Here is a 25,433-nt window from a genome sequence, read left to right on the forward strand (position 1 = left end):
GCCGCGGCGACCCGTCGCGCCCGACCGGCCCGGCGACGCCCGCCCCGGGTGCTGCCCGACGGGCTGCGTCCGCCGCGTGCCGTGGTCCGCGACGCCGGGAGCTGGACGTTGCAGTCGGTGCTGCAGCGATACGGCCTCGGCCCGGTCGCTGGGGTGGACGAGGCGGGTCGCGGTGCGAGCGCGGGGCCGCTGGTGATCGCGGCGTGCGTGCTGCGCCCCGGCGACGCGAAGGCGCTCGACGGGCTCACCGACTCCAAGCTGCTGACGCCGTCGGCCCGGGAGTACTGGTTCGGCCGGATCACCGGGCGGGCCGTCGACCGGGCGGTGATCGTCGTCCCGCCGGCGGAGGTCGACCGGCGCGGCGTGCACGTCGCGAACATCGAGGGGATGCGGCGGGCGGTCGCCGGGCTCACCGTCGCACCCCCCGGGTACGTGCTGACTGACGGTTTCGCCGTGCGCGGGTTCGGCCGCCCGGCCCTCGCGGTGCCGAAGGGCGACCAGGTCGCGGCCTGTATCGCGGCCGCGTCGGTGCTGGCGAAGGTCACCCGGGACCGCATCATGACCGAGCTCGACGCCGTGCACGACCGGTACGGGTTCGCCGTGCACAAGGGCTACAACACCCCCGATCACGAGGCGGCACTGTACGAGCACGGACCGTGTGCGGAGCATCGGTTCTCGTTCGCGAACGTCGCCGCGGTGGCCGGGCGCGGGGCCCCGATCGGGCTGGTCCACAATGAGGAGGTCCCTGAAGGGAACGAGGAGGTCCCTGAGGGGGTGGACGGAGCCGCCGAGGAGGCGGATCCGACTCGATGGGAGCCGATGGAGATCGTCACAGGAGGAGCGGGCCGGTGAGCGCCGAGGATCTCGAGAAGTACGAGACCGAGATGGAGCTCACGCTCTACAAGGAGTACCGCGACATCGTCGCCCAGTTCTCCTACGTGGTGGAGACGGAGCGCAGGTTCTACCTGGCCAACTCGGTGGACGTCGCGCCGCGCAACGCCGACGGCGAGGTGTACTTCGAGGTGCGCATGTCCGACGCGTGGGTGTGGGACATGTACCGGCCCGCGCGGTTCGTGAAGAACGTGCGGGTGGTGACGTTCAAGGACGTCAACATCGAGGAGCTGGACACCCCCGACCTGCGGCTGCCGGGCGACGAGGCGTTCCCGGGCTGAGCCCCGCACCCGCCGGCGCCGGACCGCGCCCGCGAGGGCAGGGGTGACCGCGGGGCCGCGGTCCCCGGTGCCGATCCACAGGTGCCCGATCCATCCACAGGTTCGCGATCGGTGGGTGCAGCGCACCTGCGTGCCCCGATCGTGGACGCATGGCTGCGAAGGACGAGCTCGGCCGCCGCGGTGAGGACACCGCCGCCGAGTACCTACAGCGGGAACACGGAATGGTCGTGCTGTCCCGCAACTGGCGGTGCCGGGCGGGCGAGCTCGACATCGTGGCGACCGACCGGGAACGCCGGCTCGTCGTCTGCGAGGTGAAGACCCGCTCCGGCACCCGGTTCGGCGAGCCCGCCGAGGCGATCACCGCGCACAAGATCCGGCGGATCAGGGGTCTCGCGCACGAGTGGATGGCCGCCCATCGCCTGCCCTGGCTGGAGCTGCGGTTCGACGTCGTCGCCGTGCTGATGCCGCCGGGCGGGCCCGCGACGCTGGTGCACTACCCGGGCGCGTTCTGATGGGCCCGCCGGCGCGGGTGTGGTCGGTCGCCCTGCACGGGGTCGACGGTGTCCCGGTCGAGATCGAGACCGTGGTCGGTGGCGGGATCCCCGGGGTGCACCTGGTCGGGCTGCCGGATGCGTCGCTGCAGGAGGCCAAGGACCGGGTGCGGTCGGCGGTGGTGCACTCCGGGCGGGCCTGGCCGAACGAGCGGATCGTCCTGGCGCTGTCCCCGGCGACCCTGCGCAAGACCGGCTCGCGCTTCGACGTGGCGCTGGCCTGCGGAGTACTGGCCGCCACCGGGGCGATCCCGCCCGACCGGCTGCGTGGCACCGCGCTGCTCGGTGAGCTGGCACTCGACGGCCGGCTGCGGCCGGTGCGCGGTGTGCTGCCGTGCCTGCTCGCCGCCCGGGATGCGGGAATGGTCCGGGCGGTCGTGCCCCGCGCGGTGCTCGCCGAGGCGTCGTTGGTCGACGGCCTCGACGCGCGCTGTGCCGACCGGCTCGCCGACGTGCTCGACTGGGCGGCGGGTACCCGTGAGCTGGACCGGCTGCCCGCCGCCGGCGCGTCCGATCCGGCCCCCGGCGCCGCGGCGCCGGAGCTGTCCGACGTGCTCGGGCAGGATGACGCGCGGCGGGCGCTGGAGATCGCCGCGGCCGGCGGGCACCACCTGCTGATGGTCGGTCCCCCCGGGACCGGCAAGACGATGCTGGCCCAGCGGATCGTCGGCCTGCTCCCCGAACTGGGCCGGTCCGAGGCGTTGCAGCTGGCCGCGATCCGCTCGGTCGCCGGGCGGCTCGGGGAGTCCGCACCGTTGAGCGTGCTCGCGCCGTTCGTGGCGCCGCACCACTCGGCGTCGGTCGCGGCGCTGCTCGGCGGCGGCAGCGGGGTGGCGCGGCCGGGTGCGGTGTCATTGGCCCATCGGGGGGTGCTCTTCCTCGACGAGTGCCCGCACTGGCCGGCGACCGCGCTGGACTCGCTGCGGACCCCGCTGGAGGAGGGGGAGGTGCGATTGTCCCGCGCCGACGGGACGGTGCGCTACCCGGCGCGTTTCCAGCTGGTGCTGGCCGCCAATCCGTGCCCGTGCGCGCCACCGGTCGACCGGGACTGCCGCTGCCGGTCCGATGTCCGCCGTCGCTACCTGTCCCGGCTGTCCGGGCCGCTGCTGGACCGGGTGGACCTGCGGGTGCAGATGTCCCCGGTGACGGTGCTGTCGGCGGCCGAGGAACGCGGCGAGGACACCGCGACCGTCCGGGCCCGGGTGCTCGAGGCGCGCGCGACCGCCGTCGAGCGCTGGTCGGCCGACGGCTGGCGGTGCAACGCGGAGGTACCCGGCACCGTGCTGCGGTCCCGGTTCCGGTTGCCGCCCACGGTGCTGGCCTCGCTGGAGGCACGGCTGGAGGCGGGGGAGCTCAGCGCGCGTGGCGTCGATCGGGCGATGCGAGTGGCTTGGACCCTGGCCGATCTCTCCGGCGCCGGTCGACCCGACCGCGCCGACGTCGACGCCGCGCTCTACTTCCGGGACCGGGGTGCCGCATGATCCCGCCGGCTGCGCCCGCCCCGCGCGCCGCGGCGGTCCCCGAGGAGATCATCCGGGCACGCGCCTATCTGCTGCGCACGGTCGAGCCGCCGAGCCGGGATCTGGTGCGGCTGATCGAACAGCACGGCCCGGTCGAGGCCGCGGACCGGTTGCGCCGGGGTGCGGTGCCCGAGGCGCTGCTGGAGCGGGCGGCGGCCCGCCGCGACACCGACACCTCCGAGGCCGACCTCGCGGATGCCGCGGCGGCCGGGGCCCGGCTGCTGGTGCCGGAGGACCCGCAGTGGCCGGGCTGGCAGTTCGCGGCGTTCGGCAACGCCCGGCGGGCCGATCTCGCGCCACCGGTGGCGCTGTGGGCCCGGGGCCCCGGCGATCCCTCCGCCCTGGCGGACCGGTCGGTGACGGTCGTCGGGGCCAGGGACGCGACCCGGTACGGCCTGCACGCCGCCGCCGACTTCGCCTCGGTGCTGGCCCGCAACGGCGTCGCGGTGTTCTCCGGTGCCGCGTTCGGCATCGACGCCGCGGCGCACCGCGGAGCGCTGTCGGCGGGTGGCCGGACGGTCGCGGTGCTGGCCTGCGGCCCGGACCGGGTCTATCCGGCTGCGCACGCCGGGCTGATCGAGCGGATCGCGGCCACCGGCCTGGTCCTCACCGAGTACCCGCCCGGCACCACCCCGGGCAGGCTCCGCTTCCTGGTCCGGAACCGGCTGCTCGCGGCGTTGGGGGCGGGCTGCCTGGTGGTCGAGGCGGGCACCCGCAGCGGTTCGAAGCGGACGGCGTCGGACTCGCTGGCCCTCGGACGTCCGCTCATGGCGCTGCCGGGCCCGGTGACCTCGGCGATGTCGGTCGGCTGCCACGAGATGATCCGCAGCAGGCAGGCGGAGCTGGTCGGCCGCCCCGAAGACGTCCTGGAGATCATCGGCAGGCTCGGCATCGACCTCGCGCCGGAGCGGGTCGCCGAGCGGCGCCCCACCGACGGGCTCGCCCCCGGGACGCTCGCGGTGCACGACGCGCTCCCGGCCCGTGCGGCGTGGCCCGCCCGCCGGATCGGCGAGATCGCGGGCGTCGCGCCGGACTCGGTGCGGATCGCGCTGGTCGAGCTGGAGGAGCGCGGCCTCGCCGAGTACCACCAGGGGCTCTGGCAGCGTCCGGCGCGCCGGAGCGGTCCTTGACCGGGCACCCCGGGGCGCGCACCGTCCGTGCATGGCGAGCACACGGACCGGCGCGGCCGACCCCGACGACGGCCTCGCCCCGGAGGTCTCCGCCGTACTGGCGGCCTTCACCGGGCACCTGCTGCACGAGCGCGGCCGGTCGCCGCACACCGTGCGCGGGTACCGCTCCGATCTCACCGATCTGCTGCGCGACCTTCCCGGACTCGGGGCGCTGGATCTGGAGCACCTGCGCAGGCGGCTGGCCGCGACGCACGCCGCCGGTGCCGGGCGGGCCACCGTGGCCCGTCGCACGGCCGCCGCCCGGACGTTCTGTGCCTGGGCGGTCCGGACCGGGCGCCTCACCCACGACCCGGCCGCCCGGCTCGGCTCGCCGGGTGCGGTCACGGTGCTGCCCGAGGTCCCGGCCGCCGACGAGGCGGCCGCCGTCCTCGACGCGGCGATCTCCGGAGCGACCGAGGACCATCCGGAGGCGCTGCGCGACCTGCTGGTCCTCGAACTGCTCTACGGGACCGGGATCCGGGTCGCCGAGCTCTGTGGCCTGGATCTGGACCGGGTCGACGAACCCGGCCGCACCCTGCGGGTCAGGGGCAAGGGCGATCGTGAACGGACGGTCGTGTTCGGTGTCCCGGCGGGGCGGGCGGTGCGCCGCTGGCTCGAACACGGCCGGCCCGCGCTGGCGACGCCGGCCTCGCCTGCGGCGCTCCTGCTCGGGGTGCGGGGCGGGCGGCTCGATCCGCGGGTGGCGCGCACGGTCGTGCACCGCGCGATGCAGGCCGTGCCGGGCGCCACCGACGTCGGGCCGCACGGGCTGCGGCACGCCGCAGCCACGCATCTCCTGGAGGGCGGAGCCGACCTTCGTTACGTACAGGAGTTGCTTGGTCACGCTACGCTGTCAACGACACAGCTCTACACACACGTGACCGTTGATCGGCTGAAGGTGGTTCATGACCAGGCCCACCCTCGGGCGTGAGGCGCCTCTCCCGGCGTCCGTCCGGCCCCCTGCGTTCCCCGGCGCCCCCGCGCCGGCCCTCGACCGGGGCGTGGACGGTGCGCCGGCGCCGTACAGCACCCTGGCAGCCGTCCCCGAACCGCCCCCGCGCGAACCGGTGCGCTCCCGCGCCGGGCGCACCGGCCCCGGGCCGGTCCGGGCCGCTGCCCACGGGCGGATGGCGCTGGTCCCGGGCGGCGGTGCGGCGGCGGCCGACACGCCCGGGTCCGCACGGGATCACCTGATCGAGACCGTCGACGCGGGGGAGGTGCCGCTGTGGCGGGCGTTCCTCGCGCACCGGTGCCCGGACGTGCGGCGCCGGCTCGTGGAGTGCCACGGCCGGCTGGTCCGGGGGGTCGGGACGAAGCTCGCGGTGCGGCTGCCCGCCTCGATCGAGCTGTCCGACCTGATGCAGGCGGGCACGTTCGGCCTGATGGATGCGATCGACCGGTTCGACCCGGTCCGCGGGGCTCGTTTCGAGGGTTACGCGGCCCAGCGGATACGCGGCGCGATGCTCGACGAGCTGCGCGCCCAGGACTGGGTGCCGCGGACGGTGCGGGCCCGGGTCCGGGAGGTCGAGCGCGCCAGGGACGTCCTGCAGTCCAGGGCGGGACGGCCGGCGACCGACCGGGAGCTCGCGGCCGAGCTGGGCATCGGTGTGCGGGAGCTGCGGCACGCGGTCCGGCCCCGGCACCTGGTCAGTGCCGAGGACCTGGCGGAGAACGCGATGCCGGGCCAGGACGGGCTGTCCGTCCTGGTCGGTGACGACTCCGGGGATCCGGTTGCCGTGGTGGTCCGCCGGGAGACCTCGCAGGAGCTGCGAGCGGCGATCGCCCAGCTCGGTGAGCGGGACCGGATCGTTCTGGAGCTGTACTACCTGCAGAACCTGACGCTCGCCGAGATCGGCGCCCTGCTCGGGATCACCGAGTCCCGGGTGTGTCAGCTGCACTCCCGGATGATCACGCGGCTGCGTGGCCGGATGGCGCACGCGATCGCCGGCTGACCGGCCGGCCGGCACGGGTCTGTCCGCACGGGTCTGTCGGCACGGGTCCGTCCGGCCAGGCGGGTCACCCGGGGGCCGCGCCCTCCCAGGGCAACAACCGGACCCCCGGCGGGCGCAGCAACACCAGCGGATCGAGATGATCGAGCCGGTCGCGCCGCACTCCCCAGTGCAGGCAGGCCGCCACCGGGCAGCCGGGATGACCGGCCTGCAGCACCCCGAGCGGATCGCCGGCGGTGACGGCGGAACCGGCGGTCACGGTGGCCGTCACCGGCTCGTAGGTGCTCCGCAGGCCGTCGGGATGGTCGACCGACACGACCCCGCGCCCCGCGACCGGCCCGGCGAACGCGACCGTCCCCTCCCGGGCGGCGCACGGCCTGCCCCGCCCCGGCCGCCAGATCGGCGCCCCGGTGCCCGGGGCCGTAGCGGAACGTGGGTTGCCGGAACGCTCCGGTGACCGCCGGGGGTGGATGCAGCGGCCAGGAGTACCGCGCCCCGGGGGCCGGGATCCCGGCTCCCGGGGGCCGGGGTGGCGCGGTCGGGGGGACCGGCGGGGACGGCACCGGCGGCTCGGCCGCAGCCGTCGGGGCCGGAGGTGCCGCGAGATCGGCCCCCGGGACGGGTAGCGGTTCCGGGGGATCGGCCTGCGGAGGAGCCGGGGGATCGGCTCGGTCCGGTGCCACCACCCGCACCGAGCGGACACCGGCCTCCTCGGGAGGCCCGGCCCAGGCGGGCCGGGGCCCGATCACGGCGGCCAGCGTGACGACGACGGCCACGCCGACCGTGAGCACCCGGAGCGCCCGGCGCGCACACACGCCCCGCGGACGCCACCCACCGCACCTGCGCAGCCCCGCCGAACAACGCCACGAACGGCCGGACGGAAGCCCCGCGAACACCGCTGTCGAATGCACCCCACGAGCCTGCGACCACCCGCGGCACCCGCACCGCCGAACCGTCGATCTGTGGATGGATCCGGTACCTGTGGATGACCCACGAGCGCCGCCGATCCGCCGGTGAGGGCCGCGATCCGCGCGGTGGGAGGCAGCACGACGGCGACCGTGCAGGGGTGAACGGGCTCCGCCGCGACCGGCCGGACGGGCCGGGCGTACAGTGGTACCCGCACCACGCTCTGTGTGGTGACTTCGCGCGCCCGCGTGCCCGGTTCGCCAACTCTGCAGAATCCCTGCAGGGTACGGCGCCGGGAGCGGAGGCCGGGCGGTCCTGCGACCCGATCGTCGAGTTCACTCGGCGGACGGGAACCGGGTCCGGTCCCGCCGCGGGCGCCAGGGCGGTCCACCTACCGGTGGTCCCGCAGTGAACCGCACGCGCGGCATCCGCCGCGCCCGATCCGAGAGGTGAACGCAGGCCATGGCCGTCGTCACCATGAAGCAGCTGCTCGACAGCGGCGTGCACTTCGGGCACCAGACCCGTCGCTGGAACCCGAAGATGAAGCGCTACATCCTCACCGAGCGCAACGGCATCTACATCATCGACCTCCAGCAGACGCTGTCGTACATCGACCGCGCCTACGAGTTCGTGCGCGAGACCGTCGCGCACGGCGGGACGATCATGTTCGTCGGCACCAAGAAGCAGGCCCAGGAGGCCATCGCCGACGAGGCCGGCCGGGTCAACATGCCCTACGTGAACCAGCGCTGGCTGGGCGGCATGCTCACGAACTTCCAGACCGTGCACAAGCGTCTGCAGCGCCTCAAGGAGCTCGAGGCGATGGAGCAGACCGGTGGGTTCGAGGGTCGCTCCAAGCGCGAGATCCTCACCCTGACCCGGGAGAAGGACAAGCTCGAGAAGACCCTCGGCGGTATTCGCGACATGTCCAAGGTCCCGTCCGCGGTCTGGATCGTGGACACCAAGAAGGAGCACATCGCCGTCGGCGAGGCCCGGAAGCTCAAGATCCCGGTCGTCTCCATCCTGGACACCAACTGTGACCCGGACGAGGTCGACTTCCCGATCCCGGGCAACGACGACGCGATCCGCTCCGCCGCGCTGCTCACCAAGGTGATCGCGAAGGCGGCGGCCGACGGCCTGGTCGCCCGTGGCGCCCGCCGCGGCGAGAGCGAGGCCCCGGCCGAGCAGCCGCTGGCCGAGTGGGAGCAGGACGTGCTGGCCGGTGCCGAGGTCGGCACCGACGGTGCCGCCATCGCGGCCGCGGGCAGCGACGGTGCCGCGGCGACCGGTGGCGACGGTGCCGCCGCCGCGACCGCGCCCGCCACCTCCAGCAACGGCACGCAGAACTGACCGCACGGGGATCGGGCCCGGTCGCCACCGGGCCCGATCCCCGGTGCCGTTGCCGGTGATTCCCAGGCGATCCATTCCCGTCACGACCCAGAGGACGAGAGACACCTGATGGCGAACTACACCGCCGCCGACGTCAAGCGGCTCCGGGAGCTGACCGGCTCCGGGATGATGGACTGCAAGAAGGCCCTGGAGGAGTCCGAGGGCGACTTCGACAAGGCCGTCGAGCTCCTGCGCATCAAGGGTGCGAAGGATGTCGGCAAGCGCGCCGAGCGCGCCACGGCCAACGGCCTGGTCGTCGCCCAGGGCGGCATCATGGTCGAGCTGGACTGCGAGACCGACTTCGTCGCCAAGTCCGACGACTTCATCACGCTGGCCGACAAGATCCTGAAGGCCGCCGTCGAGCAGAAGCCGGCCGACCTGGCCGGGCTGGCCGAGGCGAAGCTCGACGACCGGACGGTCGGCGAGGCCGTCCAGGAGCTCTCCGCCCGGATCGGCGAGAAGTTCGAGCTCAAGCGCTTCGTGAACGTCGACGGCCCGACCGCCGTCTACCTGCACAAGCGTTCGACCGACCTGCCCCCTGGTATCGGCGTGGTGCTGTCCTACGAGGGCGGCGACGACGAGGCGGCCCGCAGCCTGGCGATGCACGTCGCCGCCGCGCGTCCGCAGTACACCACCCGCGAGCAGGTCCCCGGCGACCTCGTCGAGAACGAGAAGCGCATCGCCGAGGCCACCGCCCGCGAGGAGGGCAAGCCCGAGCAGGTGCTGCCGCGGATCGTCGAGGGCCGGGTGAACGGCTTCTTCAAGGACATCGTGCTCCTCGAGCAGGCGTCCGTGCTCGACCCGAAGAAGTCCGTCAAGGCGGTCGCCGAGGAGGCGGGCCTGACGGTCAAGGACTTCGTCCGCTTCGAGGTCGGCCAGGACTGATCCGGCTTCACCCCGCCCGGGCGGTGCGGTACGCGCCGCCCGGGTCGGAGGTGAGAGGATCGATGTGGGAACAGCGAGTACGACAGGCCGGGGTGAAGCAACCGTGATCGACGAAACGCTCTTCGACGTCGAGGAGAAGATGGAGAAGGCCGTCACCGTCGCGCGGGACGACCTGACGTCCGTGCGTACCGGCCGGGCGACCCCGAACATGTTCTCCCGGCTCGTCGTCGACTACTACGGCGCCGCGACCCCGCTGAACCAGCTCGCGTCGGTCTCCATCCCGGAGGCCCGGATGGCCGTCATCAAGCCCTACGACGCCAGCCAGCTCAAGGCGATGGAGAAGGCGATCGCCGAGTCCGATCTCGGCGTGAACCCCAGCAACGACGGACAGATCATCCGGGTGATCATCCCCGCGCTGTCCGAGGAACGCCGCCGCGACATGGTCAAGGTCGCCCGCGGCAAGGGTGAGGACGCCCGCGTCGTCGTGCGCGGTCTGCGCCGTAAGGCGATGGACGAGCTGCACCGCATCCAGCGGGACGGCGAGGCGGGTGAGGACGAGGTCGTGCGCGCCGAGAAGGAGCTGCAGAGCCTCACCGACCGGTACGTCGCGCAGGTCGACGAGCTGGTGAAGAACAAGGAAGCCGAGCTCCTCGAGGTCTGACGCCCGGTGACCCCCTCTTCCGACGCCGCCGTCCCCGTGACCTCCGACCTGCCCGGCGAGGCACCGGCCGGAGTCCCGGCGACGCCCGGCGATCCCAAGCTCGTACGCGGGATGAAGGGCTACAAGCGATCCCGGCTCGGCCGCAACCTGATCGCCGCGATCGCGGTCGGTGTCGGGCTGGGCGCCGTCATCCTACTCAGCCTGCTGATCGTCGCCGAGGGGTTCGTCCTGCTGCTGGCCGCGGTCACCGCGATCGGCACCTGGGAGCTGGCCGGCGCGCTGCGCCGCGGCGCCGGGATCGAGGTCTCGCTGCCGGTGCTGCTGGTCGGCGGGCAGGCCGTCGTGTGGCTGTCCTGGCCGTTCGGCCTGCACGGCGTCGCGATCGCGCTCACCGGGACCGTCCTGGGCTGCCTGATCTGGCGGATGCGCGCGGGTGCGGCGCACTTCGTCCGCGACATCGGGGCGTCGCTGTTCGTCCTGGTCTACGTCCCGCTGCTGGTCGCCTTCGCGGTCCAGCTGACGGTCGCCCCGGAGGGCGTCGGCCGGGTACTGACCTTCCTGCTCTGCGTGATCGCCTCCGACGTCGGCGGCTACGCCGCCGGGGTGGTCGCCGGCAGGCACCCGATGGCGCCCACGATCAGCCCGAAGAAGTCCTGGGAGGGCTTCGCCGGTTCGCAGATCGCCGGGATGATCGCCGGTTCGCTGTGCGTGGCGCTGTTCTTCGGCGTCCCCTGGTACTGGGGCACCCTGGTCGGGGCGCTGCTGGTCGCCACCGCCACCCTGGGCGACCTGGTGGAGTCGCTGGTCAAGCGCGACCTCGGCATCAAGGACATGGGCACGCTGCTGCCGGGGCACGGTGGTCTGATGGACCGGCTGGACTCGCTGCTGCCCACCGCGTTCGTCGCCTGGGCGGTGCTCGGGCTCGTCGTCCCCGTCGCGTGAGCCGCAGCTACACCGGCTTCGGCGGGCAGCCGCGGCCGGGCCCGGCGATCCCGAGCCCGAACATCTGGAACTGGCCGGAGATCTACGAGATCGAGAACCAGGCGCAGGACGCCGACGGCGCGCTCTGGTCGGCCCTGCAGGAACAGACCGGTGGCTGGGCCGGGCTCGACGTCGTGGACGTCGGCTGCGGCGACGGCTTCCACCTGCCCCGTTTCGCCGGCGACATGTCCACCGTGACCGGCTTCGCCGGCGGCGCGTCCACCGTCACCGGCGTCGAGCCGCATCCGCCGCTGGTGGAGCGGGCGCGCCGCCGCTGCGCCGGGGACGACCGGATCACCGTGCACGAGGCCGGCGCGGAGTCGCTGCCGCTGCCGGACGCGTCCGCCGACGTGGTGCACGCCCGCACCGCCTACTTCTTCGGGCCGGGCTGCGAGCCGGGGCTGGCCGAGGCGCAGCGGGTGCTGCGGCCGGGCGGGGTGCTCGCCGTCGTCGACCTGGACTTCACGTCCCGGCCCTACGGGAACTGGCTGCGGGCCGAGCTGCCCCGGTACGACCCGCCCGCGGTGGACCGGTTCTTCGCCCGGCACGGGTTCGCGCTGCGCCGGGTCGTGGCGACCTGGCGCTTCGAGCGGCGCTCGGACCTGGAGGAGGTGCTGCGCATCGAGTTCTCGAAGCGCACGGCCCGCCGGGCGATCGACGACGTCGCCGGGCTGACGATCCGGGTCGGCTACCGGGTGCACACCCGGCGCCGACCGGCCGGACTCGTCCTGCCCTGATCGGGGGGCCTACGCGAGCGTGATCGACCCGTCGGCGACGGTCACCGGGCGCGACTCCAGCGGCTGCTGAGCCGGGCCCTGCAGCACGGCGCCGTCGAGTCCGAACCGGCTGTCGTGACACGGGCAGATGATCACGCCACCGCCCACCGAGCCGATCGAGCAGCCCTGGTGCGGGCAGATCGAGGACAGGCCGGTGAACTCGCCCTCGGTGGGCTGGGTGACCACGATCTGCTCGTCCGAGTAGATCATTCCGCCGCCGACCGGGACCTCCGAGGCCGGTCCGAGCTCGGTGCCCGGGGCGCCGTCGGGCACGTCCCCGGTCTGCTGCTGCCCGCCGGTGTCCTCGGTCGTCGTGCTGCCGCCGCCGCAGGCCGCGACCGCGCCGATCGCGGCGACGCCGGCGCCGGCGCCGGCGAACACTGCGCGCCGGCCGATCCCGCCGGTGCGCGGGGCGTCCTCGTCGACGGTGCGGGTTGTCTTCCGGGGGTGGGTCATCGTGCTCCTCGGCGCGTGCCGGATCGGGGCCGGCGGTGGTGGTGTGCCGGGCGGGGTTCGGGACCCACCCGTGCGGTCAGCGTCCCACGATGTCCGGTTTGCGGTGGGGTGAGCGTCAAGCCGGACCGCTCACCGAGGGTGGGGGAGTGGCGGCGAACGGGCGACCGGTCTCGCTACCGTGGACCCATGCCGTACACCACGCGTCAGCCCTTGCTCGGTGTGCCGGCCCCGAGCCTGGAGATCGTCCTTGGCACCCTGGCCTGGACGGTCGGCGCAGGCGGGCTGGACAGCGGGTTCGGCACCGTGCTCGTCGCGCTCGGCCTGTTCCTCGCCGCCTACATGTGGGTCGTCCGGCGCCGCAACGCGGCGATGGCCGTCACCCTGCATCCCGAGCGCAAGCGCCGGATGCAGCGGCTGATCGTGATCGGCGTCGCGGGCCTCGTGCTGATGCCGGCGCTGCTCGGGCTGGTCGGCTACCGGGAGGTCTCGATCGCGCTGTCCGCGGCGCTGGTCGGGGTCCTGCTGATCCAGGCGTCCACCGTGCTGGAGGAGCGCAGCCTGGTCGCCACCGGGGCGCTGGTGCTGCTGATCGCCGCCTTCGGTGCGTTCCTGGCACTGACCTGGACCGGCCAGGGCACCGGCTCGTCGCAGCCGGTGATCGGGCTCGGCGCGGGCATCGTGCTGTGGGTGGCGGCGCTGCGCAGGCTGGGAATCCTGGAGGACCTCGCCCGGCGCTTCAACCTGCGGATCCCCGGCCTGCGCTAGGGATCCTGCGGGCTGGCACACTGGTGGGTGCCATGTCCAGTCTCCCGCTCGTCTTCGACGCCCCCCGCCGCGGCACGCCGCCCCGCCATCTTGCCGATCTCGATCCGGCGGAACGGGCAGCGGCCGCCTCCGATGTCGGGGTGCCGAAGTTCCGCCTCGACCAGCTGGCCCGGCACTACTTCGGCCGGCTGACCGCCGACGTCGAGGCGATGACCGATCTCAACGCCGACGCGCGCGAGAAGCTCGGGGCGCTGCTGCCGCCGCTGGTCACCCCGCTCACCGAGAAGGCCTGCGACGGCGGCGCCACCCGCAAGACGCTGTGGCGCGGCCACGACGGCGTGCTCGCCGAGATGGTGCTGATGCGTTACCCGGACCGGGCGACCGTCTGCATCTCCAGCCAGGCGGGCTGCGGAATGGCCTGCCCGTTCTGCGCGACCGGCCAGGGCGGGCTGCAGCGCAACCTGTCCACCGCCGAGATCGTCGACCAGGTGCGCAGGGCCGCCGCGGACGCCCGGGACGGCGTGCTCGACGAGCCCACCCGGCTCTCGAACGTCGTGTTCATGGGTATGGGCGAGCCGCTGGCGAACTACAAGCGGGTCGTCGCGGCCGTCCGCCGGATCACCTCACCCGCCCCGGACGGGTTCGGCATCTCGGCGCGTGGCGTCACCGTGTCGACGGTCGGGCTGGTCCCGGCGATCGACCGGCTCCGCGAGGAGGGCATCCCGGTCACCCTGGCGGTCTCCCTGCACTGCCCGGACGACGAGCTGCGCGACACCCTGGTGCCGGTCAACAACCGGTGGAAGGTCGGCGAGGTGCTCGACGCCGCCCGCCGCTACGCCACGACCACCGGCCGCCGGGTGTCGATCGAGTACGCGCTGATCCGGGACGTCAACGACCAGCCGTGGCGGGCGGACCTGCTCGGGAAGCTGCTCCGGCAGCGGATCGGCACCTCCCGGGTGCACGTCAACCTGATCCCGCTCAACCCGACCCCGGGCAGCGAGTGGGACGCCTCGCCGAAGCCGGTCGAGGAGGAGTTCGTGCGCCGGGTGCGCGCCGCCGGTGTCGCCTGCACCGTGCGGGACACCCGCGGCCAGGAGATCGACGCGGCCTGCGGTCAGCTCGCCGCCTCCCACTCGGGCGGGTGAGGCCGGGCGACCGGGGGTCGTCGCAGGGCTACGGGTGTCCGGTCCGGAATCCGACGAGGAACGGTTCGTGACCGCACGCCTGTCCCTGATCACCTCGCGGGTGATCGAGTTCGCCCCGGTGCTGCTGGCCTGGCGATCCTGCACCTCGGCTACGCCGAGCGGTACGCCCGCGCCTACGCGGCGCTGCCGGAGCGGATCCTGATCTTCCCCGGCACCGACCGGCCGACGCTGGTCGACGTCGCCTACTTCTCGTTCGGCGTCGGCACTTCGTTCAACGTCTCCGACGTGCAGAGCAACGGCTCGGCCGTGCGGCTCCGGTTCCTCGCCCACAGCGTGCCGGCGTTCCTCTACAACGCCGCGATCCTCGCGATCGCGATCGGCGTGATCAGCGGCCGCTGACCCCCTGGGCTCCGCCCGGCGGCACTCCCGTGCCGCCGGGCGGGATACGGCTACAGGCGGGCGCCGGTCTCGGGGTGGAACAGGTGCAGCCCCTCCACCGACGGCGTCAGCGCCACCCGGTCACCGCGGCGCGCCCCGGACCGGCCCCCGGTCCGGACGACGACCGCGTCGTCCTTCGAGCCGGTCAGCGACGCGGTGGCGGACAGGTCCCCGGACGACTCGGCGAGGGTGCCGTAGAGGTAGGCGTCCGAACCCAGCTCCTCGACGACGTCGACCCGGGCCGGGATGCCCTCCCCACCGTCGGAGGAGACGCTCCACTGCTCGGGCCGGATGCCGAGGGTCACCGTGCTGAGCTGCTGGGCACCGATCGTCGACCGCACGTCCTGCGGCAGCCCGATCTCGTGCCCGGCCAGCCGCACACCGCGCTCGGTGACGGGCACCGTGAACAGGTTCATCGCCGGCGAGCCGATGAAGCCCGCGACGAACGCGTTGTCCGGCCGGTCGTAGAGGTCGGCGGGGGTGGCGAACTGCTGCAGCTTGCCGTCCGCGAGCAGCGCGACCCGGTCGCCCATCGTCATCGCCTCGACCTGGTCGTGGGTGACGTAGACGGTGGTCACGCCGAGCCTGCGCTGCAGCGCGGCGATCTCGGTACGCGTCGAGACCCGCATCTTGGCATCCAGGTTGGACAGCGGCTCGTCCATCAGGAACACCCGCGGCTCGCGGACGATCGCCCGGCCCATCGCGACCCGCTGCCGCTGCCCACCGGACAGCGCCCGCGGCTTGCGGTCGAGGTAGTCGGTGAGCCCGAGGATCGCGGCCGCCTCCCGGACCTTCGTCGCCCGCGCGTCCTTGTCCAGCCCGGCCATCTTCAGCGGGAACGCCATGTTCTCGCCGACCGTCTTGTTCGGGTACAACGCGTAGTTCTGGAACACCATCGCGATGTCCCGGTCCTTCGACGCCACCCCGACCATGTTCTCGCCGTCGATCCGGATGGCCCCGCCGTCGATCTCCTCGAGCCCGGCCAGCATCCGCAGCGCGGTCGACTTCCCGGAACCGGACGGCCCCACCAGGACGACGAACTCGCCGTCCTTCACGGTCAGGTCCAGCCGATCGACCGCCGGCTTCGCTCCGGGGGTGTAGATCCGGCTCGCCTGGTCGAACACCACGTCAGCCACGGCGGGCCTCCCTCTGCTTCTGCGACTCGATCACTTGACGGCTCCGAAGGACAGGCCCTGGACCAGCTTGTTCTGTGCAACCCAGCCGATGATGACCACCGGCAGCGCGGCCACGGTCGCGGCGGCGCACAGGCTCGCGAAGTACAGGCCCTCGGAGGTGATGAACCCGACCAGGTAGACCGGGACGGTCGCGGCCTGGGACGCGGTCAGGTTCACCGCGAAGAAGAACTCGTTCCAGCTGAAGATCATGCAGATCAGCGCCGTCGCGGCCATGCCGGGCGAGATGATCGGCAGCACGACCTCGCGCAGCGAGCGCCACAGCGAGGCGCCGTCCATGCTCGCCGCCTCCAGGAGCTCCTTGGGCACCTCGAGGAAGAACGAGCGCATCATCCACACCGCGATCGGCAGGTTCATCGCGGTGTAGAGCACGACGAGGGTCCAGATGTTGTCCAGCGCGCCGATGAAGTTCACCGCGACGTAGATCGGGACGATCGCCGCGACGATCGGCAGCATCTTGGTCGAGATGAAGAAGAACAGGACGTCCTGGGTGCGCTTGACCCGGCGCAGGCTCAGCGCGAACGCCGCCGGCGTGCCGAGCAGCAGCACCAGCGCCGTCGACATGAGCGTCGCGAACAGCGAGTTGAGCAGGTAGGGGGTGACCCCACCGCCGAAGACCCCGGCGAACTGGTCCAGGGTCGGGGTGAAGAACAGGGTCGGCGGATCGGTGTAGGCGTCGCGCTCCTGCTTGAAGGCGGTCAGCACCATCCACAGCACCGGGAAGAAGAACCCGATGCCGACGATCCAGGCCAGCACCGTCAGCAGGGTGCCGGTGAGCCGGCCCTTCGGCCGGGCGGGCGTGTCCGTGTCCGGCGTCGTGCGGGTGTCGTCGGAGACCGCGGTCATCACGCCTCCTCGGTGGAGAAGCTACGGAAGATCAGGCGCAGGGCCAGCGTGGCGACGATGATCGTCGCGATCACGGTCACCACACCCATCGCGGCCGACTCGCCGATGTCGAAGCCCAGGAAGGCCCGCTGGTAGATGTAGAACGGCAGGTTCGCACTCGCCGTCCCCGGGCCGCCCTGGGTCATCATGTAGATCGTGTCGAAGGTGTTCACCAGGTAGATCGCGCCGAGCACCACGCCCAGCTCGATGAACCGGCGCAGGTGCGGCAGCGTGACCTCGCGGAACACCGCGAAGCCGCCCGCCCCGTCCATCCGGGCCGCCTCGACGACCTCGGGCGGCTGCGAGCCGAGCCCTGCCAGCAGCAGCAGCATCATGAACGGCGTCCACTGCCACACCAGGGCGACGATCACCGCGGCCCGCGGGTAGCTGGAGATCCAGTCGGTGGTGCCGGCCCCGAACGGCCCGAGCACGAAGTTCACCAGGCCGTAGGTGGGGTCGAACATGACCGTCTGCCAGATCAGCGCGCCGGCCACCGGGGTGATGAGGAACGGCGTGATGATCAGCGTGCGGATCAGGCCGCGGCCCGGGAACGAGCGGTTGAGCAGCAGCGCGATCGCCAGCCCCAGGACCACCGCGATCAGCACGGAGCCCAGGGTGAGGACGATCGAGTTCAGCGCGACCCCGCGGAACTGCGAGTCGGTGAACACCGTCAGGTAGTTGTCGAAGCCGACGAACCGCTGGCTGCCCGGGTTGACCAGGTTCCACGACTGCGTCGAGTAGTAGATCGTGAACAGGAAGGGCAGCTGCGTGACGACGATCGTGAAGATCAGTGCCGGCAGCAGCGGGCCGCGCCGGATCCAGCCGTCCCGGCGCGAGCCGGGCCCGACCGCGGGCCGCTCGGGCTTCGACGGCGTCGTCGCCGGATCGGCGACGGCGGCCGTAGCGCCGCGTGGCGTGCTCGTCTCCGAGGTGCTCACGGGTTCACCCCCTCCTGCTCCTGGTAGGTCTCGCCGACGGTCTCGGCATAGTTCTGGGCCTGCTCGAGTGCCTCGTCGACGGTCTGCTGACCGGCGATCGCGGCGGAGATCTGCTGGCTGACCCGGGTGCCGAGGTCCTGGAACTCCGGGATCGCGAGGAACTGCACGCCGGTGTAGGGGACCGGGTTGCGGGTCGGGTTCTCCTGGTCGGCGTCGGTGATCGCCTGCTGGGTCTGCGGCGCGTACGCGGCTGACGCCTCGATGTACTCGGGGATGTCGTAGGTCGACTGGCGGGCGCCCGGGGGCACCGAGGTCCAGCCGAACTCCTCGCCGACCAGCTGCTGGTAGGGCTTCGAGGTCATCCAGGACAGGAACTTCCAGGTCGCGTCGACCTGCTCCGGGCCCTTGTCCGCGGTGGTCTGCGGGATGGCCAGCGCCCACGAGTAGAGCCAGCCGGACGGACGGCCGTCGTCGCCGACCGGGGCCGGCGCGTAGCCGACGTCACCGACGACCTGGGACTCCTCGGGGTTCTCCACCAGGCCTGCGGCGACGGTCGCGTCATACCACATCGCGGCGTTGCCCTGGCTGAACTGGGTGCCGCACTCGGAGAAGCCGGCCTGGGCGGAGCCCGGGATGCCGTTCTCACGCACCATGTCGACGTAGAACTGGACGGCCTGACGGACCTCGGGCGAGGTCAGCTGCGCGTTCCACTGCTCGTCGAACCAGCGGCCGCCGAAGGCGTTGATCACGGTGTCCAGCGGGGCCATCACCTCGCCCCAGCCGGGCAGCCCGCGCAGGCAGATCCCGGAGCGGTTCTGGTCCCGGTCGGTGAGCCGGTCGGCGAACTCGGCGACCTGCGGCCAGGTCGGCTGCTCGGGCATGGTCAGCCCGGCCTCGGCGAACAGGTCCTTGCGGTACATCAGGAACGACGACTCGCCGTAGAAGGGCACCGAGTACTGGTGGCCGTCGGGGCCGGAGAGCGCGTCCCGGATGCTCGGGGTGAAGTCGTCCTGGTCGTAGCCGGGGGTGTCGGCCATCAGCGGGTCGAGATCGACCAGCCAGCCGTTCTCGGCCCACTGCGGGGTCTCGTAGTTGCTGATCATCACTGCGTCGAACTCGTCGCCGCCGGTGGCGACCGATGCGGTGATCTTCGCGCGGGCCTCGTTCTCGGACAGGCTCACGAAGCGGAGCCGGATGTCCGGATTCTCGGCCTCGAAGCGCGGAGTCAGCGCGATCGCGTCCTCCATCTGGGGGTTGGAGACGATCGCGATCGTCACCACGCGTGCGCCCTCCGGCAGCCCCAGTGCACCCGCGCCAGCGCAGCCGGAGATAATCAGCGATGCGACGGCGAGCAGCGCGGCGGCGACGGCGGGCCGTCGGCGGCGGCGGGTTGTGGTCCCGGGGGTCACGGCGACTGGTTCCGTTCGGCTCGGCCGTTCCTCACGGCGCTCTCCTCGTCGTCGAGGGCTGTTGGACTGCTGCTGAAGTGTGTGATTCTGCACACGTCCGTTCGGCGGACTCGTGTACGGTATGCGCGAAGTAACCGCTTGCGCAAGCGCTTGCCTTTATCAAGCGGTCGAACCGTTACCGGAGGTGCACGATCGCGACCATGGCCGAGGTCGCCCGGCTCGCCGGGGTATCCACCGCGACCGTCTCGCACGTCCTCAACGGCACCAGACCGGTCCGGGAGGACACCCGTCGGCAGGTGCTGGCGGCGATGGAACAGGTGCAGTACACACCGAACGCGGCAGCCCGATCACTGGCCACCGCCCGCACCCGCACGCTGGGGCTCGCACTGTCCGCGATCTCCAATCCGTACCTGGGGGAGCTGCTGCACGCGGTGGAGGACGAGTCCGCCGCGGCCGGGTACACGCTGCTGCTCACCGACCCGCACGACGATCCCGGCTACGAGGCGACCGCCGTGGCCCGGCTGCGCAGCCGGGTCGACGGGGTGCTGCTCGCCCCGTCCGCGGACTCGGCGGGCACGCTGTCCGCGCTGGCGACGCAGAAGGTGCCGACCGTGCTCGTGGACCGGATGCTCGGCGGCGGGTACGACGAGGTCGGCACCGAGAACGTCGAGCCGGTGGCCCGGCTCGTCGAGCATCTCGTGTCGGCCGGGAACACCCGGATCGGCTTCGTCGCCGGGCACGCCGGGCTGGCCACCACCGTGGAGCGGCTGGACGGGTACCGGCTCGGCCTGCAACGCGCCGGACTGGACTACTCGCTGGTCGTCGAGGGCCACTCGGAGGCCGAACCGGCCCGCCGGGCGGTCGGCGAGCTGCTCGCCCGCCCGGACCGGCCCGCCGCGCTGGTCACCGGAAACAACGCGATGACGATCGGCGCGGTCCAGGCCGCACACGACGTCGGACTGCGGATCCCCGGCGACGTCGCGCTGGCCGCGTTCGACGACTTCCCGTGGGCGGACGCGTTCAGCCCGCGCCTGACCGTCGTCGCGCAGTCCTTCGCCGAGATCGGCCGGGAGGCGGTGCGGCTGCTGCTGCGCAGGATGACCGAGCCCGACGCCGATCCCCGGTCGGTGCGGCTGCCGACCCGCTTCGTACACCGGGACTCCTGCGGCTGCGGGTGGGACGGCCGAGCATGATCGCGCCCTGAGAGCGGTGGTGCGCCGGCGCCTCGCTGGGGCGCGGGGTGCCGCGGCCCCGGCCGCGCGGCGCTGGTGTCCCGGAGCGCGGGTGCGCGGTGGTGTGCGGGTGCGCCGTGGTGTGCGGGGGCGCCGACCATGATCCCTGTTGTGGGAGTGCCGGAGCGTGATTCGCGCACCGATACTCCCAAGACAGGGATCATGGTCCGAGCGCGCGCCGGATCCGGGCCACCGTCTGCTCCGGCCGGTCCCGGATGTCGTGCCAGGTGAAGCGCAGCACGGTCCAACCGGCCTCGACCAGTGCGTTCTGCTTGCGACGGTCGGTGCGGAACCGCTCGGGATCGGAGTGGAACGCCCAGCCGTCCACCTCGACGGCGAGCCGCTTGCGCGGGAACGCGACGTCCACGAACCACGGCCCGAACGGCAACCCGCGCTCGAACCCGGTGATGCCGGCTCTCCGCAGGTGCCTGATCAGCCGTCGTTCGGCCCGTGAGTCGGCCCGGTCCGCGGCCTCCACCAGCAGCGATCGGGCGCGCGGCAGCCCGGCGGCGCCGATGTTGCGGTCGTGCGCGGCGAGCAGCTCGGCGAACGGGAGCCCGCGCTGCAGCACCCGGTCCAGGAAGGCGGCACCGTCCGGGAGCGTCGCGGCGGTCTCCAGGGCGGTGAGCCCGGGGGAGGTGACGCCGGCACCGTCGCGGGTGACCCGGTCGGCCGGGGCGAGATCGCGGCGGCGCAGCCGGATCCCGTCGGGCACGGTCCGCCGGACGCGGTGCGGCACGGTCACCCCCACCGGACGGGAGCGATCGGGCTGCCGCGGCAGCATCCGGTGCACGATCGCCGCGGCGACGCCGTCGAGCACGCCGTGTGGGCCCGCCCAGCGTGCGGCCGCGGTGACCAGCATCCGGCTGGTCGCCCGGTGCGCCGTCGAGCACAGCACCCCCGGGTAGACCTCGATGAGCTCGCCGCGCGTGATCCGGCGCCGGACCAGGGCCGGGGACATTCCGCAGGCCCGGGCCTGGGCTCGGGTGATCACGCCGTGCTGCCGGCGCAGGACGTCCTGGAACCGCATCCGCGGGAGCCTGCTCGCACGCGTCGGGGGAGGGGCGGGTTCGGCGGAACCGGTTCGCCGCCGCAAAGATCCGCAGCGCCGACCATGATCCCTGTTTCGGGAGTCCTGGAGCGCGATGGGAACACCGGAACTCCCGAAACAGGGATCATGAAACGGGATCAGCCGCGCCCGGCCAGCACCTCGCCCAGGTCGAAGCGCACCGGGCGCTCCAGCTGTTCGTAGGTGCAGGACGCCGGATCGCGGTCCGGGCGCCACCGCACGAACTGGGTGGTGTGCCGGAACCGGACGCCCTCCATGTAGTCGTAGCGCACCTCGACCACCCGCTCCGGGCGCAGCGGCACGAACGACAGGTCCTTGCCCGCGTTCCACCGGCTGCCCTCGGACTTGCGCGGGGTGCGCTCGCCCTCCAGCTGCTTCGCCCAGGCCCACGGGTGCGAGTCGAAGTCGGTGATCAGCGGGGCCAGCTCGGTCATCAGCTCGCGCCGGCGCGCCATCGGGAACGCGCCGACCACACCGACCGACACCAGCACCCCGCGCTCGTCGTGCAGGCCGAGCAGCAGCGAGCCGACGGCGTCCGGCCCGGATTTGTGCACCCGGTACCCGGCGAGCACGCAGTCCGCGGTGCGTTCGTGCTTGATCTTCGTCAGCACCCGCTTGTCGGGCTGGTAGACGCCCTGCGGGTCCTTCGCGATCAGCCCGTCCAGGCCGGCTCCCTCGAACCGCTCGAACCAGCGCTGCGCGGTGCCGGTGTCCGAGGTGATCGGGGTGACGTGCACCGGCGGGGCCGCCGGCGCCAGCGCCTCCTCGAGCAGTGCGCGCCGCTGCGCGAACGGACGATCGGTGAGGTCGGTGTCGCCGAGCGCGAGCAGGTCGAACGCGACGAACGACGCGGGCGTCTCCGTCGAGAGCAGCGTGACCCGGCTGGCCGCCGGATGGATCCGCTGCTGCAGCGCCTCGAAGTCGAGGGTGTTGTTCGCCCGGTCGACGACGACGATCTCTCCGTCGATCACCGCCCGCGGCGGGAGGTTCGCCCGTACCGCCTCCACGACCTCGGGGAAGTAGCGGGTCAGCGGGCGCTCGTTGCGGGAGCCGATCTCGATCTCGTCGCCGTCCCGGAAGACGATCGACCGGAAGCCGTCCCACTTCGGCTCGTAGAGCCGGTCCGGCGGGATCGACGGCGCGGGCTTGGCCAGCATCGGCTTCACCGGGGGCATCACGGGCAGGTCCACGGCGGCAGTCTCCTCTCAGCAGGGCGGGTTGGCACGGTGGCGCGGACGGCACGGTGGTGCGACGGCACGGTGGTGCGACGGCACGGTGGTGCGACGACACAGCGGTGCGACGACACAGCGGTGCGACGACACAGCGGTGCATCCACCCGGGTGGACCGGTCCGGCGGCGCGAACTGATCGGTGGCGTGCTGGACTGCCCTGATGGGACGCCTCGACCGCACCGATCGCGGTCCCGCCGAGCCGGGGCCTGGCGAGCCGGTTCCCACTGAGTCGGGCGCTGCTGGGTCGAGCGCTGCCGAGCCGAGCGCTGCCGAGCCGGGCGCTGCTGAGCCGGGCGCTGCTGAGCTGGGCGCTGCCGGGCCGGGCGCTGCCGGGCCGGTTCCCGCTGCGCCGGTTGCTGCTGGGCTCGTTCCCGCTGGGCCGACCCGGGCCGCTGTGACGGCCACCCCGAGCCGGGCCGAGCTGGACCGCGCCCGCGACCGGACGATCCCCGACGTCCTGCCCGGTCCCGGCGATCCGGCGCTGCGGGTGCTGTTCTGCGGGATCAACCCGGGACTGCTGTCGGCGGCCACCGGCCACCACTTCGCGCGGCCCGGGAACCGGTTCTGGCCGGTGCTGCACGACTCCGGGTTCACCCCGCGCCTGCTGCGTCCCGACGAGCAGGGCGAGCTCGCCGGGCTGGGCCTGGGCATCACGAACATGGCACCGCGGGCCACCGCCCGTGCCGACGAGCTCACGGCCGAGGAACTGGTCGAGGGCGGCGGACGGCTGCGCGAGCTGGTGGCGCGGCACCGTCCGGCGTGGCTGGCGGTGGTCGGGATCGGCGCCTACCGGACCGCTTTCGGCCACCGGGACGCGCGGGTCGGCGAGCAGCCGGAGGGCCTCGGCGGGACCGGGGTGTGGGTGCTGCCCAACCCGTCCGGGCTGAACGCGCACTGGAGCCGCGCCGCGATGGCCGCCGAGTTCGGCAGGCTGCGCGAACGCAGCCGGAAGCAGAGCGGGTGAGCGTGGCCCGGAGCAGGGTGGCGCGAGCACGGCGGGTGGCCGGTTCGCAGGAGGCAGGCTGCGCGAACGCCGTGAGGAGCCGGCAGCACGAGCGCGGCCGGGCGGCGGGTGGCGCGAACGCGGTCAGGCCGCGGGCGGCGTCGTCGCGCGCAGGAACAGCCCCACTCCGAACCCGACGACCAGGAACACCGGCACCCACCACCAGGTGTCGGTCAGCGTCCAGACGGCGGCCCCGGCCACCAGCCCACCGCCGATGCCGTAGCCGAGCCGGTGCAGCTGGTTGCGGCGGTACTCGTCGTCCATCCGCGGTCCCTCCTGTTCGCGGTGCGGATCAGGAGGAGCCGCGCCGGTCGACCATCATCCCGATCAGGATGCCCAGCATCATGCCGACCCCGGGGAGCAACCAGTTGTCGAACACCACCGCGAGGGCGGCCCCGGCGAGCAGCCCCCACGCGATGCCCCAGGCGAGTCCCTGGTTCTCCATGCCGCGACCCTAGGTGCCCGGGCGGTCGAGATCGGGCAGATCGGACTCGTCGGGTGCCGGGGTGCCGTCGCGGGCGTCCCGGTCGGCCCACTCCAGCAGCGGATCGATCGCGAACGTCGCGTCATCGATGCCGGCGTGCAGGTCGCCGAGCTCGGCATAGCGGGCCGGCATCGACGCGATGGTGAAGTCGCCGGGCTCGCAGTCGTCGATCTCGTCCCAGCGGACCGGCGCCGACACCCGCGCGTCCGGGGTGCCGCGCACCGAGTAGGCACAGGCGATGGTGTGGTCGCGGGCGTTCTGGTTGTAGTCGACGAAGATCTTCGACGGGTCCCGGTCCTTGCGCCACCAGGACAGGTCCACGCGGTCGCAGCGCCGGCCGACCTCGCGGGCGAACGCGTGCGCGGCCCGGCGGACGTCGGCGAACCCGTGATCGGGCGGAATCCGCACGTACACGTGCAGCCCGGTGCCGCCGGATGTCTTCGGGTACCCGGTCGCGCCCACCTCGTCGAGCACCTCGTGCACCACGCGTGCGACCCGGCGGACGTCCGCCCAGGACGAGGACGGCATCGGGTCCAGGTCGATCCGCCACTCGTCGGGGGACTCGACGTCGGCCGCCCGCGAGTTCCACGGATGGAACTCCACGGTGGACATCTGCACCGCCCAGACCACGTCGGCCGGATGGGCGACGCACAGCTCGTCGGCGGTGCGGTTGTACCGCGGGAAGTGCACGCGGACCGTGCGCACCCAGCTGGGGGCGCCGCGCGGCAGCCGCTTCTGGTGCACCTTCTCCCCGGTGACGCCGGTGGGGAAGCGGTGCAGCATGCAGGGCCGGTCACGCAGTGCGCGGACGACGCCCTCGCCGACCGAGATGTAATACCGGGCCAGATCCAGCTTGGTCTCGCCGCGGGCCGGGAAGTAGACCCGGTCCGGGCTGGAGAGCCGCACGACGCGGTCGCCGATCGTCAGCTCGACCGGCGCACCCGCATCGGTGGCCACGGTGGTGTCAGCGGCGCCAGCTGCGGCGCTTGTACATCGGGTACGCGACGGCGCCGACCAGGCAGACGGCGGCGGGCACCGCCATGAACAGGAACTCGGTCCAGCTGATCGGGTGCCCGATCGTGAACAGCAGCAGGATGATGCCGGAGAGCCCCGCGGCGATCGGGATCCCCTTGCTGAAGTTCTGGTGCCAGCCCCAGTCGACCGAGGGCTCCATGTCGGGATCGACGCCCGACCGGATCGCGACCTCGCGTGTGTTGCTCGCCACGTGC

30 protein-coding genes are annotated in these 25,433 nt (G+C 73.1%); 18 read left to right on the top strand and 12 right to left on the bottom strand.

The genetic code is table 11. The features are described from left to right. The first annotated feature begins 48 nt into the window (after positions 1–48). From Pdca_RS09370 to Pdca_RS09400, 7 genes are all read left to right on the top strand, one after another. Positions 49–852, top strand: a complete 804-nt coding sequence (locus tag Pdca_RS09370; protein WP_085912516.1) for a ribonuclease HII — start codon at positions 49–51, stop codon at positions 850–852. Next, entirely contained in the window at positions 849–1,172 is a 324-nt protein-coding gene (locus Pdca_RS09375; RefSeq protein WP_085912401.1) for a DUF2469 domain-containing protein, read from the top strand. Before Pdca_RS09370 ends, Pdca_RS09375 begins: the two co-directional genes overlap by 4 nt. Before the next feature lie 149 nt (positions 1,173–1,321). After that, positions 1,322–1,684, top strand: a complete 363-nt coding sequence (locus Pdca_RS09380) for a YraN family protein (RefSeq protein WP_085912402.1) — start codon at positions 1,322–1,324, stop codon at positions 1,682–1,684. Next, positions 1,684–3,204, top strand: coding sequence for a YifB family Mg chelatase-like AAA ATPase (locus Pdca_RS09385; protein WP_085912403.1), 1,521 nt, complete (start codon positions 1,684–1,686; stop codon positions 3,202–3,204). The genes Pdca_RS09380 and Pdca_RS09385 overlap by 1 nt, the downstream gene beginning before the upstream one ends. Continuing rightward, the gene (gene dprA, locus Pdca_RS09390; protein WP_085912404.1) at positions 3,201–4,373 is read left to right on the top strand and encodes a DNA-processing protein DprA; all 1,173 of its coding nucleotides are present in this window, start codon (positions 3,201–3,203) and stop codon (positions 4,371–4,373) included. The genes Pdca_RS09385 and dprA overlap by 4 nt, the downstream gene beginning before the upstream one ends. Positions 4,374–4,404: 31 nt before the next feature. Next, on the top strand, positions 4,405–5,343 hold the full coding sequence (locus tag Pdca_RS09395) for a tyrosine-type recombinase/integrase (protein ID WP_085912405.1): 939 nt from the start codon (positions 4,405–4,407) through the stop codon (positions 5,341–5,343). After that, positions 5,318–6,364: a FliA/WhiG family RNA polymerase sigma factor gene (locus tag Pdca_RS09400; RefSeq protein WP_232021489.1), complete on the top strand. Its 1,047-nt coding sequence runs from the start codon at positions 5,318–5,320 to the stop codon at positions 6,362–6,364. The genes Pdca_RS09395 and Pdca_RS09400 overlap by 26 nt, the downstream gene beginning before the upstream one ends. A gap of 64 nt (positions 6,365–6,428) precedes the next feature. Here the strand turns inward: Pdca_RS09400 and Pdca_RS36770 are convergent, their stop codons facing one another. Further along, on the bottom strand, positions 6,429–6,677 hold the full coding sequence (locus Pdca_RS36770) for a M23 family metallopeptidase (RefSeq protein WP_232021490.1): 249 nt from the start codon (positions 6,675–6,677) through the stop codon (positions 6,429–6,431). A 1,052-nt stretch (positions 6,678–7,729) separates the two neighbouring features. On the opposite strand from Pdca_RS36770, the gene rpsB reads away from it, so the two are divergent. The 5 genes from rpsB to Pdca_RS09430 all read left to right on the top strand — a co-directional run bounded on the left by rpsB (position 7,730) and on the right by Pdca_RS09430 (position 11,917). Next, entirely contained in the window at positions 7,730–8,614 is an 885-nt protein-coding gene (gene rpsB, locus Pdca_RS09410) for a 30S ribosomal protein S2 (RefSeq protein ID WP_085912406.1), read from the top strand. Positions 8,615–8,722: 108 nt separating this feature from the next. Continuing rightward, on the top strand, positions 8,723–9,538 hold the full coding sequence (gene tsf / locus Pdca_RS09415; RefSeq protein WP_085912407.1) for a translation elongation factor Ts: 816 nt from the start codon (positions 8,723–8,725) through the stop codon (positions 9,536–9,538). A 103-nt stretch (positions 9,539–9,641) separates the two neighbouring features. Then, positions 9,642–10,199, top strand: a complete 558-nt coding sequence (gene frr, locus Pdca_RS09420; RefSeq protein ID WP_085912408.1) for a ribosome recycling factor — start codon at positions 9,642–9,644, stop codon at positions 10,197–10,199. A 6-nt stretch (positions 10,200–10,205) separates the two neighbouring features. Next, positions 10,206–11,141 carry a phosphatidate cytidylyltransferase gene (locus Pdca_RS09425; protein ID WP_085912409.1) on the top strand — a complete coding sequence of 312 codons (936 nt, stop codon included), beginning with the start codon at positions 10,206–10,208 and terminating at the stop codon, positions 11,139–11,141. After that, positions 11,138–11,917 carry a class I SAM-dependent methyltransferase gene (locus Pdca_RS09430; RefSeq protein ID WP_085912410.1) on the top strand — a complete coding sequence of 260 codons (780 nt, stop codon included), beginning with the start codon at positions 11,138–11,140 and terminating at the stop codon, positions 11,915–11,917. The genes Pdca_RS09425 and Pdca_RS09430 overlap by 4 nt, the downstream gene beginning before the upstream one ends. A 9-nt stretch (positions 11,918–11,926) precedes the next feature. Here Pdca_RS09430 and Pdca_RS09435 read toward each other — a convergent pair whose 3' ends face one another. Then, positions 11,927–12,412: a Rieske (2Fe-2S) protein gene (locus tag Pdca_RS09435; protein WP_085912411.1), complete on the bottom strand. Its 486-nt coding sequence runs from the start codon at positions 12,410–12,412 to the stop codon at positions 11,927–11,929. A gap of 186 nt (positions 12,413–12,598) precedes the next feature. Here Pdca_RS09435 and Pdca_RS09440 point away from each other — a divergent pair, with 186 nt between their 5' ends. The 4 genes from Pdca_RS09440 to Pdca_RS36775 all read left to right on the top strand — a co-directional run bounded on the left by Pdca_RS09440 (position 12,599) and on the right by Pdca_RS36775 (position 14,721). Beyond that, a complete protein-coding gene (locus Pdca_RS09440) occupies positions 12,599–13,177 on the top strand; it encodes a hypothetical protein (RefSeq protein ID WP_085912412.1) in 579 nt (192 codons plus the stop codon). A gap of 32 nt (positions 13,178–13,209) precedes the next feature. Continuing rightward, positions 13,210–14,322 (top strand): dual-specificity RNA methyltransferase RlmN, encoded by a 1,113-nt coding sequence (gene rlmN, locus Pdca_RS09445; RefSeq protein WP_085912413.1) that lies wholly within the window; start codon positions 13,210–13,212, stop codon positions 14,320–14,322. 67 nt (positions 14,323–14,389) lie between these two features. Continuing rightward, positions 14,390–14,524: a hypothetical protein gene (locus Pdca_RS37490; RefSeq protein ID WP_269462853.1), complete on the top strand. Its 135-nt coding sequence runs from the start codon at positions 14,390–14,392 to the stop codon at positions 14,522–14,524. After that, positions 14,518–14,721 carry a DUF1345 domain-containing protein gene (locus Pdca_RS36775; RefSeq protein ID WP_408635071.1) on the top strand — a complete coding sequence of 68 codons (204 nt, stop codon included), beginning with the start codon at positions 14,518–14,520 and terminating at the stop codon, positions 14,719–14,721. The genes Pdca_RS37490 and Pdca_RS36775 overlap by 7 nt, the downstream gene beginning before the upstream one ends. A gap of 50 nt (positions 14,722–14,771) precedes the next feature. On the opposite strand, the gene Pdca_RS09455 is transcribed toward Pdca_RS36775, so the two are convergent. Genes Pdca_RS09455 through Pdca_RS09470 form a run of 4 tightly spaced genes read right to left on the bottom strand, consistent with a single transcriptional unit; the run spans position 14,772 to position 19,185 of the window. Next, positions 14,772–15,896, bottom strand: a complete 1,125-nt coding sequence (locus tag Pdca_RS09455; protein WP_085912415.1) for an ABC transporter ATP-binding protein — start codon at positions 15,894–15,896, stop codon at positions 14,772–14,774. A 30-nt stretch (positions 15,897–15,926) separates the two neighbouring features. Then, a complete protein-coding gene (locus Pdca_RS09460; protein ID WP_085912416.1) occupies positions 15,927–16,799 on the bottom strand; it encodes a carbohydrate ABC transporter permease in 873 nt (290 codons plus the stop codon). Then, the gene (locus tag Pdca_RS09465; RefSeq protein WP_085912417.1) at positions 16,799–17,776 is read right to left on the bottom strand and encodes a carbohydrate ABC transporter permease; all 978 of its coding nucleotides are present in this window, start codon (positions 17,774–17,776) and stop codon (positions 16,799–16,801) included. The genes Pdca_RS09460 and Pdca_RS09465 overlap by 1 nt, the downstream gene beginning before the upstream one ends. Beyond that, positions 17,773–19,185, bottom strand: a complete 1,413-nt coding sequence (locus tag Pdca_RS09470; RefSeq protein ID WP_085912418.1) for an ABC transporter substrate-binding protein — start codon at positions 19,183–19,185, stop codon at positions 17,773–17,775. Before Pdca_RS09470 ends, Pdca_RS09465 begins: the two co-directional genes overlap by 4 nt. 200 nt (positions 19,186–19,385) lie before the next feature. Between Pdca_RS09470 and Pdca_RS09475 the strand changes: the two genes are divergently transcribed. Continuing rightward, the gene (locus Pdca_RS09475) at positions 19,386–20,378 is read left to right on the top strand and encodes a LacI family DNA-binding transcriptional regulator (protein WP_174824287.1); all 993 of its coding nucleotides are present in this window, start codon (positions 19,386–19,388) and stop codon (positions 20,376–20,378) included. A 199-nt stretch (positions 20,379–20,577) separates the two neighbouring features. Here the strand turns inward: Pdca_RS09475 and Pdca_RS09480 are convergent, their stop codons facing one another. After that, on the bottom strand, positions 20,578–21,447 hold the full coding sequence (locus Pdca_RS09480; protein WP_085912420.1) for a DUF559 domain-containing protein: 870 nt from the start codon (positions 21,445–21,447) through the stop codon (positions 20,578–20,580). Positions 21,448–21,605: 158 nt separating this feature from the next. Next, positions 21,606–22,676: an ATP-dependent DNA ligase gene (locus Pdca_RS09485; protein WP_085912421.1), complete on the bottom strand. Its 1,071-nt coding sequence runs from the start codon at positions 22,674–22,676 to the stop codon at positions 21,606–21,608. A 435-nt stretch (positions 22,677–23,111) separates the two neighbouring features. Here Pdca_RS09485 and mug point away from each other — a divergent pair, with 435 nt between their 5' ends. Then, a complete protein-coding gene (gene mug, locus Pdca_RS09490; RefSeq protein WP_085912422.1) occupies positions 23,112–23,681 on the top strand; it encodes a G/U mismatch-specific DNA glycosylase in 570 nt (189 codons plus the stop codon). Between the two features lie 123 nt (positions 23,682–23,804). On the opposite strand, the gene Pdca_RS09495 is transcribed toward mug, so the two are convergent. From Pdca_RS09495 to Pdca_RS09505, 4 genes are read right to left on the bottom strand one after another with little or no spacing between them, the layout of a single operon-like run. Then, positions 23,805–23,984 (bottom strand): hypothetical protein, encoded by a 180-nt coding sequence (locus tag Pdca_RS09495; RefSeq protein WP_085912423.1) that lies wholly within the window; start codon positions 23,982–23,984, stop codon positions 23,805–23,807. A gap of 28 nt (positions 23,985–24,012) precedes the next feature. Continuing rightward, entirely contained in the window at positions 24,013–24,165 is a 153-nt protein-coding gene (locus Pdca_RS35425; protein WP_158092127.1) for a hypothetical protein, read from the bottom strand. Positions 24,166–24,174: 9 nt separating this feature from the next. Then, the gene (gene ligD, locus Pdca_RS09500; protein ID WP_085912424.1) at positions 24,175–25,161 is read right to left on the bottom strand and encodes a non-homologous end-joining DNA ligase; all 987 of its coding nucleotides are present in this window, start codon (positions 25,159–25,161) and stop codon (positions 24,175–24,177) included. Positions 25,162–25,168: 7 nt separating this feature from the next. Continuing rightward, positions 25,169–25,429, bottom strand: coding sequence for a DUF2631 domain-containing protein (locus Pdca_RS09505; RefSeq protein WP_125911335.1), 261 nt, complete (start codon positions 25,427–25,429; stop codon positions 25,169–25,171). Between the last annotated feature and the right edge of the window lie 4 nt (positions 25,430–25,433).

The sequence above is a fragment of the Pseudonocardia autotrophica genome, assembly GCF_003945385.1.
In the GTDB taxonomy this organism is placed as follows: domain Bacteria; phylum Actinomycetota; class Actinomycetes; order Mycobacteriales; family Pseudonocardiaceae; genus Pseudonocardia; species Pseudonocardia autotrophica.

What these genes read in the sequence shown, in the direction of transcription:
- Pdca_RS09460 (WP_085912416.1), bottom strand. Translation starts at nt 16,799, where the DNA reads ATGACCGCGGTCTCCGACGACACCCGCACGACGCCGGACACGGACACG.
- Pdca_RS09380 (WP_085912402.1), top strand. Translation starts at nt 1,322, where the DNA reads ATGGCTGCGAAGGACGAGCTCGGCCGCCGCGGTGAGGACACCGCCGCC.
- Pdca_RS09400 (WP_232021489.1), top strand. Translation starts at nt 5,318, where the DNA reads ATGACCAGGCCCACCCTCGGGCGTGAGGCGCCTCTCCCGGCGTCCGTC.
- dprA (WP_085912404.1), top strand. Translation starts at nt 3,201, where the DNA reads ATGATCCCGCCGGCTGCGCCCGCCCCGCGCGCCGCGGCGGTCCCCGAG.
- Pdca_RS35425 (WP_158092127.1), bottom strand. Translation starts at nt 24,165, where the DNA reads ATGGAGAACCAGGGACTCGCCTGGGGCATCGCGTGGGGGCTGCTCGCC.
- rpsB (WP_085912406.1), top strand. Translation starts at nt 7,730, where the DNA reads ATGGCCGTCGTCACCATGAAGCAGCTGCTCGACAGCGGCGTGCACTTC.
- Pdca_RS09495 (WP_085912423.1), bottom strand. Translation starts at nt 23,984, where the DNA reads ATGGACGACGAGTACCGCCGCAACCAGCTGCACCGGCTCGGCTACGGC.
- rlmN (WP_085912413.1), top strand. Translation starts at nt 13,210, where the DNA reads ATGTCCAGTCTCCCGCTCGTCTTCGACGCCCCCCGCCGCGGCACGCCG.
- Pdca_RS09395 (WP_085912405.1), top strand. Translation starts at nt 4,405, where the DNA reads ATGGCGAGCACACGGACCGGCGCGGCCGACCCCGACGACGGCCTCGCC.
- Pdca_RS09440 (WP_085912412.1), top strand. Translation starts at nt 12,599, where the DNA reads ATGCCGTACACCACGCGTCAGCCCTTGCTCGGTGTGCCGGCCCCGAGC.
- tsf (WP_085912407.1), top strand. Translation starts at nt 8,723, where the DNA reads ATGGCGAACTACACCGCCGCCGACGTCAAGCGGCTCCGGGAGCTGACC.
- Pdca_RS09385 (WP_085912403.1), top strand. Translation starts at nt 1,684, where the DNA reads ATGGGCCCGCCGGCGCGGGTGTGGTCGGTCGCCCTGCACGGGGTCGAC.
- Pdca_RS09475 (WP_174824287.1), top strand. Translation starts at nt 19,386, where the DNA reads ATGGCCGAGGTCGCCCGGCTCGCCGGGGTATCCACCGCGACCGTCTCG.
- Pdca_RS09480 (WP_085912420.1), bottom strand. Translation starts at nt 21,447, where the DNA reads ATGCGGTTCCAGGACGTCCTGCGCCGGCAGCACGGCGTGATCACCCGA.
- Pdca_RS09435 (WP_085912411.1), bottom strand. Translation starts at nt 12,412, where the DNA reads ATGACCCACCCCCGGAAGACAACCCGCACCGTCGACGAGGACGCCCCG.